This is a genomic window from Pantoea sp. CTOTU49201, assembly GCF_032054795.1.
Classification (GTDB): Bacteria; Pseudomonadota; Gammaproteobacteria; order Enterobacterales; family Enterobacteriaceae; genus Pantoea; species Pantoea symbiotica.
The window spans coordinates 1-8,584 of the sequence record NZ_DAMBSA010000194.1 but is presented as its reverse complement, the minus strand read 5'-3'; the positions used below and the strand labels follow the sequence as shown (position 1 = coordinate 8,584).

Below are 8,584 nucleotides of genomic sequence, written 5' to 3'. Positions count from 1 at the left end.
ATAGCCAGCGCCATAAGCCAATGCAATAAAATCGAGACAGCGCCGAAATGCTGTGTGGAATTACGCCACATTAAAATCACCTGGAATGAAATAAGTGGTAATGAGCATCTACATTTTGCAATGAAAGATCAATTAACCTTACTTTTCTATAAAGTCGAAAATCATCTTCGGAATAAATGAGGATTTAATTAAAACTCAGTCAGGATAATTGAAGGGATGACTTAAAAGACGAAGGCTATTGCGGAATATTGCATATTGACTACACCAAATGCGGCATATCGCTGCATTGAATATTTATTTAGGTAATTAAATGTCAATTTGCGTCAATCTTGCCGGCGCAGAATGAGCGCCGGCATCTGCGCATCAGTTAAATCGCGCGAGTGAGAAGGGCTTAATATCGAAAGAGAACGGCTTGTTCTGCGCAAATTCACTGGCAAGTTCACCCAGCACGCTGGCGAATTTGAAACCGTGTCCGCTTAAACCGGTGATGATCAGGCGATTTGGCTCACCGGGCAGCGTATCGATTATGAAATCTTCATCCGGCGTATTGTCGTAGCTGCAGGCTTCGCCATGCAAACAGACGCCCACGCCCGGCAGGAATTTACGCAGGAAGTTAAAGGACTCGTTGCCATCCACCGCGATGCTGCCAAAAGGTTTGCGATCGACCGGCGTTTGCATCAACTGGCCGCCATCGTGACGTCCCACTTTCAGCGCATTGTTATCCGCTGGGAAGCCATAGAAGTGGCTGCCATCGCTCATCTCTACGGTAAAGCCGGGGAATTTGTTGTTCTCGCTGTAGCGACCATCTGCCTGATACCAGGCAAAAACTTTACGCACCGGCGCAACCGGCAGATCGGCGACCAACTGGCTAACCCATGTTCCGGCGCTGACCAGCAATTTACGCGCGCGGAAAATGCCATCGCTGGTGGTGACCTGCTGCAGATCGCCATCGCGACCAATTTCTGTCACCGGGCAGTTAAACAGCTGCGCGCAGCCGGCTTGTTCCGCCAGCTGCACCCAGCTGCGCACCGCTTGCTCGCATTTGAGGAATCCGGAGTTAGGTTCGAACACGCCAATATAGCCATCTGGCACCGTGAACTGCGGCCAGCGCGCGCGCACTTCATCGGCTTGCAGGATTTTCACATCCAGCTGCCATGCTTTCGCGCTATCGATGACATTTTGAATAAAGGAGGATGTAATAGGCGCTAAGTTAAGGATGCCGCTACGATGCATGATGCGCTCGCCGCTCTGACGTTCCAGCTCATCCCACAGCGTCTGCGCGCGCAGCACCAGCGGCACGTAGCGTTCACCTTCGCCATAAGCATGGCGAATCAGGCGGGTTTCGCCATGATGTGTGCCCTGGCTGTGCGGGGGATGGGCGCTATCAATCATCAGGACTGATAAGCCAGCCTGCGTGGCGTAAAACCCGGCTGCTGCGCCTACCGAACCGCTTCCCACCACAATCAGATCATAAACCATAACGACATCACTCCAGCAAAACGGCGAAATTTTTCAATAGCATATCAAAAGAGAGCGCCCATGAAAAAGGCACCCTGTTGGGTGCCCTTTCACGCGATAGTAGAAATTAATGCTTTTGATTGTCGCGTAGGTACTGCTCGGTAGACTCTATTTTTGCAATGCCAGCTTCGAGTAGAGAGATGAACTGTCTGGCTACATCGGTAGTCAGCCAGTAGGTTGGGCCCACGTCAGCTTCTTCTTCTTTCTGCCCCTGCGAGGAGAGCGAGTGCAGGCGAATCATCATGGCGTCATAACTGTCTACGGTGCTGATGTCCCATCCAACCAACGGATGAGTCTGGATGACGTCTTTATTTCTGTCCATTATAACCTCCGTATTACTCGTTAAACGAAGTGCTTCTTGAGGTTCAATGCGGCTGTATCGTGCACTAGCGAAACAATTATAACATGAAATAACGGGTACAATAGTTAAAAGGTATGACGAACCTAATCTGAGTGAAAATAAATGCGCTTCACATTGACGTTATGGCGAATAATAAAATGCCCGAAACGTCAGGCATTTTATTGGAAATATTACTGGCAGTAGTTACGAAATTATCGGCTTTTATAAGAGAAAACTTTAGGCCGAAAAAAGAGAATCTTTTAGGCGTGTGGCTCGCTCGGCAGCAGGCCGTGACGCTTCTGAATCTCTTCCGCCAGCCGGGTAAAATGCTGCTGTAACTGCTCGTCATGGTTCTGGTTTTGCGCTTCCAGCGTCAGGTTGTGGACCAGCAACTGATTGGCGCGATCGTCGAGACAGAAGGTTAAGGTGGCAAACGCATTTTCTAATACGGTTAAGCGGCGCTGTTGCTCAGCAATAAATGCCAGCAACTCTCCGAAGGTCATCGCCTCTTCTGGTTTTTCAGTAGTCATGTAAAACACCTCCTGTAAGCATGACGAGGCAAGAATAGGGGATCGTTTAACATGAGTCTAGATGCAGGAAGTTTTTCTGGCGAGAGGGAAATAAAAACAAAAAAGCCGGGTGGCGAAACCCGGCACAGTGGCTGTTAATCGTTATTAAACCAGTCGTCAGCGCTTTCCCAGGTTTCTTGTAACAGTTCGCTAATGCGTTCGCGTGACTCTTTACAGCCACCAAACACGCTAAGTTGGTTGCCGCCGGCATAACGCACTTTGACGTGATGATCGTCGTCAGGGAAATCCTGTGTAATGCGACGAACCAGTTCGATGCTGAGTGCATCAAGTGCACCTGCAGGAAGGGGCGAAGTTTTTGCTACGGTAATTTCAACACGCATAGAAGCCTCCGGAATAATATACTGTTTATTTGTACAGTATAATTATCCCGAAGGCAAGCAGCAGAAAATTATTCTTTGATGCGCCAGTTCAGCGTTTCACCGGCAAGGAAAGGCACCAGCGTGTCATCCGCCAGGGCAATGCTCTCTTCAACCTGCCAGGACTCACGCACCAGCGTCAGCGTGCCTTCATTCAGTGGCAAACCGTAGAAGTTCGCACCGTTCTCCGAGCAGAAGGCTTCGAAATGCTCCAGCGCATTCAGCTCCTCAAACACCGTGGCGTAAGCAGGCAATGAGGTCGGCGCATTGAACACACCGGCGCAGCCGCAACTGGCTTCTTTCAGGTGACGCAGATGTGGCGCGGTATCGGTCCCGAGGAATACGCGACGATTACCGCTAGCGACCAGTTTACGCAGCGCTTCCTGATGAATATTGCGCTTCAGAATCGGTAGGCAGTAAAGATGCGGACGCACGCCGCCAACCAGCATGTGGTTACGGTTGAACATCAGGTGTTGTGGCGTAATGGTAGCACCCAGCAGTTCGTTACCGGCAGCCAGATATTCTGCTGCTTCTTTGGTGGTGATGTGCTCCATCACCACTTTCAGCGCCGGGAACTGTTTGCGCAGCGGTTCCAGCACGGTTTCAATAAAGCGCGCTTCGCGGTCAAAAATATCGATGTGAGAATCGGTCACTTCACCGTGCACCAGCATCGGCATGCCAATCTGCTGCATGCGATCCAGCACCTTCGCAATCGCGGCGATATTGGTTACGCCGTGGCTGGAGTTGGTGGTGGCGTGCGCAGGGTAGAGCTTAGCAGCGGTAAAAGTACCGTCACGGAAGCCGCGTTCGATCTCATCAGGATCGAGTGAATCGGTGAGATAGCAGGTCATCAGCGGAGTAAAAGCATGCTCAGCAGGCAACGCGGCGATGATGCGCTCGCGGTAAGCCACGGCAGCGGCCACGCTGATAACCGGTGGAACCAGGTTTGGCATGACAATCGCACGACCATTTACTGCGCTGGTATAAGGCAGTACGGCGTTAAGCATCGCGCCATCGCGCAGATGGATATGCCAGTCGTCAGGGCGGCGGATGGTGATTTGCTGAGGTTGGGCTGTCATTCAAAAAGACTCCGGCTGAGAAGAAACGAGAGGCACGTTTAGGCCGGGGAGTAATCATAAGGATGTGGGCAACCGTTTGCACGGGATTTTATTGTGACAAACAAAAACCGCACCCGAAGGTGCGGCTGCGCGGATTAATCAGTAAACGGAATCACCAATTGTCCCGGTTTCACTTCTATCCCTTTAGCGAGTTTCTTCGCCAGCGCTTCGCCTTTGCTGCGCTCTGCGCTCAGCACGTAGGCGGGTTTCTCATTGAAGTAGCGCTTCAGCGACTCATTGAGATAAGGCGTAAGGGTTTTCATGATCGACGCCATTTTTTCTGGCTGCACCTGCGCATCGACAATCTCCATATCATGCAGATAAATCGCGCCTTCCTGTGCGTTGTAAACCGGCTGCGCCTTCATCTTCAGCAGCATTTCGGCCTGCTGCGGGCCAAACAGCGAGCTGACATTGATATTAGCTTTACCCGATAGCGTGATTTTGCCGGGTTCTTCACGGCCAATTTGGCTGTTGAGATCGCTCAGCACAATGTGCGCATTCACCAGCCCGGAAACACCGATGTCTTTTTCGAAGTTATTGCGCTTTTGCAGCGCCTGATTCACTTCCTGTTCGCTGATGGTGTATTGCGTCAATTGGTTACAGCCGCTGAGTAGCACGGCAAAAAGCAGGGCGACAAGCCCGGTAAACGCCTTTTTCATATAGTCCTCATCCTGATCGAAACGGCAAAACAGCGATAGCCTGCCTGAATCAGCGGCACCTGTCACCAGGAGAGAGACGAGAAGCGCCGGAGCGCCTCTCGTGGATGAGGATTATGCGGCGATGGAGGAGAGCAGATTGACCTGAGTTTGTTTCGCCATATTATCGCGATAATCGGCAACGCGGCTTGGCCACTCAATACCATTGACCAGCGTTAAGGAGCGCAGCAGCGGGAACAGATGAATATCATCTTCTGAAAGTTCGCCATTGACCGCATTGGGTTTGACGATCAGCTTGTCGAGCTGACGCAGATCGTCGCTGATGTTTTTGATCAAGCCCGGCGCGTGTTTACGCAACTCGCCGAAATCCCCGACGCTGGCCTGCTTCTTCTCGCTAAAGTAGCTGCGCGCTTCCGGCGTAGCGAATTCGGCAAAGGAGGCATCGGCAATGCGCGGTAGCAGCAGCTTATTCACGTAGCCATTGACGTGGCGCAGCCAGTCGCTAATCGCCGGATTGCTTTTGCCATTGAGCAGCGGCTCGTGATCGTATTTATCCACCAGCCGCACAATATCCATACTTTCTGGTACTGCGCTGCCATCGGCCTTTTGCAGAATCGGCGCCATTTTCTGGCCGATCAGTTTTTTCGGTGTTTGCTCGTCGTCATTCAGCATAACGATGAGTTCTAACGGCAGATTTTTTAAGCCGAAAATCATGCGTGCTTTGACGCAGAAAGGGCAGTGATCGTAGATGTAGAGTTTCATCCCGTTTCTCCTGTGGTTCTAAGGGTGACGGAGGTCACCCTTTTTTCGGACGTGCGGGAAGTATGGAAGAGATCTGTGGCAGGGGCAAACTAGCTGCTGAAAATCGCTGGCGCCACCGAACGCGGCTGGAACTGCCACCACAGTGCCAAAAGGGTGATCATGCCGACGCTGCTCAGCAGCATCCACGGCAGTTCCGGCAGCGCCCATTGCTGGCCCATATCGAACATCCAGCCGCCACCGGAGTAACCGATCAAGCCGCCAATCGCGAGGCCGAGTCGGCTGAAGCCCATATAGCTGCCGCGCGCACGCGAACTGGCCAGCGAAGCGCTGAGCGTTTCTCGCGCCGGTTCAGCAATGATTGAGCCCAGATAAAAGAGGGCGATCAGCATAAACAGCGACGGCAGCGAATCGGTCATGCCAACCGGCAGCAGACTGAACGTCATCAGGAACAAACCGGCCATCAGACGCGTTTCCAGGCGGAAGCGTTTTTCGCTCCAGCGTGCCAGCGGGTAAAGCAGGCTTAATGACAGCAGCGCTTCAATGGCGTACATCCACTTCACCGCAGCAGGCGCACCGGCCACCTGATTCACCATCACCGGCAGCATCAACATCACTTGCACGGCGAGAATGTAGTAGCCGGTCAATGTCAGTACATACAGGCGAAAACGCTTATCCTGCCAGACGCGTTGCATCCCTTCACGCATCGCAACGCGTTCTGTTGAGATACGCCACGCCGGTAACCAGATGGCGTTGAACAGCGCAGCAGCGACAAACACCGCCGCGCCAACCCAGCACACCAGGCGGAAATCCCACGCCAGCAGCCAGCTGCCAATCAGTGCGCCCAGCACCGCACCGGCGCTGTCCTGCATCATCAGCAGGGAGAAGAAGCGGCCGCGATCGCGTGCGCGCACCAGTTTCATCACCAGCGCGCTGCGTGGCGGATCAAACAGCGTGCCGCCTAGACCGGAAAGCAAGCAGGCAAACCACAGCAGCCAGGGTTCATGCGCCAGCGCCATGCAGGCAAAACCCGCCGCGCGCATCAGCATGCCGGTGACGATCAACGGACGCGCACCAAAACGGTCGGCAATCGCGCCGCCGAAGATGCCGAATCCCTGCTGGACGAATTGCCGCAAGCCAAGCGCAATGCCGACCATCAACGCGGCCCAGCCCAGCTGTTCGACAAAATGGATGGAGATGAGAGGAAATACCACGAAAAATCCCATCACAACCAGCATGTTATCCACTAAAAGAAATGTTTTACCGAGGCGTCGTGCCCGCGCAACCCGAGACATGCTAATTCCTGAGCAAGTGAGAGGAGAAAAGAGACCAATTGGTCTATTTTCCGCCTGCTCAGGGGCGAAAAACAGCCTTATCAGGATGATATTTTTTCATCGAATCAGCAGAAATATTAATCCTAAATCAGGATGAATCCTGAGGAACGCGTTCAAGGGTTTTACCGCAAGCGGGGTGACGGTTATAGTGAGAAGTATCGCCGCTGGCGTACATCTTTCTTAAGTTATGGATTTCAGGAGTCATGATGTTTGGCTATCGTTCTGCTGGCCCACGCGTGCGCCTCACTACCGATCGCTTAGTGGTGCGTTTAGTACACGAACGCGATGCCTGGCGATTAGCGGATTATTACGCTGAAAATCGTGCGTTTCTCAAGCCGTGGGAACCGGTGCGCGACGAGAGCCACTGTTATCCTTCGGGTTGGCAAGCACGCCTCGGACTGATCGCTGACATGCATAAACAGGGCTCAGCCTACTATTTTGTGCTGATGGACCCGGAAGAGACCGAAGTGCGTGGTGTGGCCAACTATAGCAACGTGCTGCGCGGATCGTTTCACGCCTGCTATCTCGGCTATTCGCTGGGCGAGAAGTGGCAAGGTCAGGGATTGATGTTTGAAGCGCTCACGACCACCCTTCGCTATATGCAACGCCAGCAGCGTATTCACCGCATCATGGCAAACTACATGCCGCACAATCAGCGCAGTGGCGATCTGCTGGCGCGCCTCGGATTTGAAAAAGAGGGCTATGCCAAAGATTACTTATTGATTGATGGGCGCTGGCAGGATCATGTCCTGACTGCGCTGACCTACCGGGAGTGGACCCCGGATCGCCGTGGACAATAAAAAAGGATTACCCCAATGAAAATGGCCTTATCCGCGCAGGCGCTGCGCGTAATTGGATGCCTGCTGGAGAAGCAGGTCACCACGCCGGATCAGTATCCGCTCTCTCTTAATGGCGTTGTCACCGCCTGTAATCAGAAATCCAACCGCGAACCGGTGCTGAATCTCAGCGAGATGGAGGTGCAAACGCAGCTCGATGAGCTAGTGAAAAAGCATCTGGTGACCTCCAATAACGGCTTCGGCCAGCGCGTCAGCAAGTATGAACAGCGTTTCTGCAACTCCGCGTTCGGTAACTTGCAACTGAGTAGCGCTGAAGTCGCGGTGCTGACGCTGCTTTTCCTGCGCGGTGCCCAGACGCCGGGCGAGCTGCGCACTCGCAGCGGCCGTCTACACGAATTCAGTGATATGAATGAAGTCGAGCAGACGCTTAACGGTTTGACCACGCGCGATGATGGTCCAATGGTGGTGCGCCTGGCGCGCGAACCGGGCAAACGTGAAAGCCGCTATATGCATCTGTTTGGCGGCGAAGTGGTGGAAGACGCGGCCAGCGCAGAAACCGCAAGCGACAATGACGATTTAACCGCGCGTGTCGCGCAACTTGAAGAAACGGTTGCTCAGTTGCAGTCGCAACTGCAACAGCTGCTGCAAAAGGAGCTCTGATATGACGCTACGCATTGGCATTGTAGGTTTAGGCGGTATCGCGCAAAAAGCGTGGCTGCCGGTGTTATCGCAGGCCAGCGGCTGGCAATTGGCTGGCGCGTTTTCGCCCAATCAGGCAAAGGCACAACCGATTTGCGATAGCTATCGCATACCCTATTTTAGTCAGCTGGATGCGCTGGCTGCGGCCAGCGATGCGGTATTTGTTCATAGCAGCACCGCCAGTCATTACGAAGTGGTCAAAGCGCTGTTGCTGGCGGGCAAAGATGTGTGCGTCGATAAACCGCTAGCCGAAACGCTGCAACAGGCTGAAGCGCTGGTGGCGCTAGCGGACAAGCATAAGCGCAAGCTGATGGTGGCATTCAACCGACGCTTTGCGCCGCGTTATCAGCAGCTAAAAAATGACATGCCACGCGCGGCCCGCTGCGTATTGAGAAGCACCGCGCGGATAGCGTTGGC

11 protein-coding genes and 1 pseudogene are annotated in these 8,584 nt (G+C 53.4%); 4 read left to right on the top strand and 8 right to left on the bottom strand.

The annotated features are described in order from the left end of the window. Positions 1 to 180, top strand: a 180-nt coding sequence (locus RTY00_RS14345) for a hypothetical protein (protein ID WP_312664900.1), incomplete at its 5' end; no start/stop codon positions are given. Between the two features lie 183 nt (positions 181 to 363). Here the strand turns inward: RTY00_RS14345 and solA are convergent. The 8 genes from solA to mdtH form a co-directional block, all read right to left on the bottom strand. After that, positions 364 to 1,479 (bottom strand): N-methyl-L-tryptophan oxidase, encoded by a 1,116-nt coding sequence (gene solA, locus RTY00_RS14340; RefSeq protein ID WP_312664899.1) that lies wholly within the window; start codon positions 1,477 to 1,479, stop codon positions 364 to 366. A 106-nt stretch (positions 1,480 to 1,585) separates the two neighbouring features. Beyond that, entirely contained in the window at positions 1,586 to 1,840 is a 255-nt protein-coding gene (gene bssS, locus RTY00_RS14335) for a biofilm formation regulator BssS (RefSeq protein ID WP_008103119.1), read from the bottom strand. Between the two features lie 278 nt (positions 1,841 to 2,118). Further along, positions 2,119 to 2,388: a hypothetical protein gene (locus tag RTY00_RS14330; RefSeq protein WP_008103116.1), complete on the bottom strand. Its 270-nt coding sequence runs from the start codon at positions 2,386 to 2,388 to the stop codon at positions 2,119 to 2,121. Between the two features lie 134 nt (positions 2,389 to 2,522). Further along, entirely contained in the window at positions 2,523 to 2,768 is a 246-nt protein-coding gene (gene dinI, locus RTY00_RS14325) for a DNA damage-inducible protein I (protein ID WP_007893661.1), read from the bottom strand. Between the two features lie 68 nt (positions 2,769 to 2,836). Continuing rightward, entirely contained in the window at positions 2,837 to 3,883 is a 1,047-nt protein-coding gene (gene pyrC, locus RTY00_RS14320) for a dihydroorotase (protein ID WP_312664898.1), read from the bottom strand. 134 nt (positions 3,884 to 4,017) lie between these two features. After that, positions 4,018 to 4,581, bottom strand: coding sequence for a lipoprotein (locus RTY00_RS14315; protein ID WP_312664897.1), 564 nt, complete (start codon positions 4,579 to 4,581; stop codon positions 4,018 to 4,020). A 111-nt stretch (positions 4,582 to 4,692) separates the two neighbouring features. After that, complete coding sequence (grxB, locus tag RTY00_RS14310) at positions 4,693 to 5,340, bottom strand: glutaredoxin 2 (RefSeq protein WP_256696178.1); 648 nt, start codon at positions 5,338 to 5,340, stop codon at positions 4,693 to 4,695. 89 nt (positions 5,341 to 5,429) lie between these two features. Continuing rightward, positions 5,430 to 6,632: a multidrug efflux MFS transporter MdtH gene (gene mdtH, locus RTY00_RS14305; RefSeq protein WP_312664896.1), complete on the bottom strand. Its 1,203-nt coding sequence runs from the start codon at positions 6,630 to 6,632 to the stop codon at positions 5,430 to 5,432. A gap of 245 nt (positions 6,633 to 6,877) precedes the next feature. On the opposite strand from mdtH, the gene rimJ reads away from it, so the two are divergent. From rimJ to RTY00_RS14290, 3 genes and pseudogenes are all read left to right on the top strand, one after another. Beyond that, positions 6,878 to 7,471: a ribosomal protein S5-alanine N-acetyltransferase gene (gene rimJ / locus RTY00_RS14300; protein ID WP_008103106.1), complete on the top strand. Its 594-nt coding sequence runs from the start codon at positions 6,878 to 6,880 to the stop codon at positions 7,469 to 7,471. Positions 7,472 to 7,486: 15 nt separating this feature from the next. Continuing rightward, positions 7,487 to 8,128: a DUF480 domain-containing protein gene (locus RTY00_RS14295; protein WP_008103104.1), complete on the top strand. Its 642-nt coding sequence runs from the start codon at positions 7,487 to 7,489 to the stop codon at positions 8,126 to 8,128. 1 nt (position 8,129) lies between these two features. After that, positions 8,130 to 8,584 (top strand): annotated as a pseudogene (locus RTY00_RS14290) (Gfo/Idh/MocA family protein); the annotation flags it as partial.

What these genes read in the sequence shown, in the direction of transcription:
- dinI (WP_007893661.1), bottom strand. Translation starts at nt 2,768, where the DNA reads ATGCGTGTTGAAATTACCGTAGCAAAAACTTCGCCCCTTCCTGCAGGT.
- grxB (WP_256696178.1), bottom strand. Translation starts at nt 5,340, where the DNA reads ATGAAACTCTACATCTACGATCACTGCCCTTTCTGCGTCAAAGCACGC.
- RTY00_RS14295 (WP_008103104.1), top strand. Translation starts at nt 7,487, where the DNA reads ATGAAAATGGCCTTATCCGCGCAGGCGCTGCGCGTAATTGGATGCCTG.
- mdtH (WP_312664896.1), bottom strand. Translation starts at nt 6,632, where the DNA reads ATGTCTCGGGTTGCGCGGGCACGACGCCTCGGTAAAACATTTCTTTTA.
- rimJ (WP_008103106.1), top strand. Translation starts at nt 6,878, where the DNA reads ATGTTTGGCTATCGTTCTGCTGGCCCACGCGTGCGCCTCACTACCGAT.
- RTY00_RS14330 (WP_008103116.1), bottom strand. Translation starts at nt 2,388, where the DNA reads ATGACTACTGAAAAACCAGAAGAGGCGATGACCTTCGGAGAGTTGCTG.
- bssS (WP_008103119.1), bottom strand. Translation starts at nt 1,840, where the DNA reads ATGGACAGAAATAAAGACGTCATCCAGACTCATCCGTTGGTTGGATGG.
- pyrC (WP_312664898.1), bottom strand. Translation starts at nt 3,883, where the DNA reads ATGACAGCCCAACCTCAGCAAATCACCATCCGCCGCCCTGACGACTGG.
- RTY00_RS14315 (WP_312664897.1), bottom strand. Translation starts at nt 4,581, where the DNA reads ATGAAAAAGGCGTTTACCGGGCTTGTCGCCCTGCTTTTTGCCGTGCTA.
- solA (WP_312664899.1), bottom strand. Translation starts at nt 1,479, where the DNA reads ATGGTTTATGATCTGATTGTGGTGGGAAGCGGTTCGGTAGGCGCAGCA.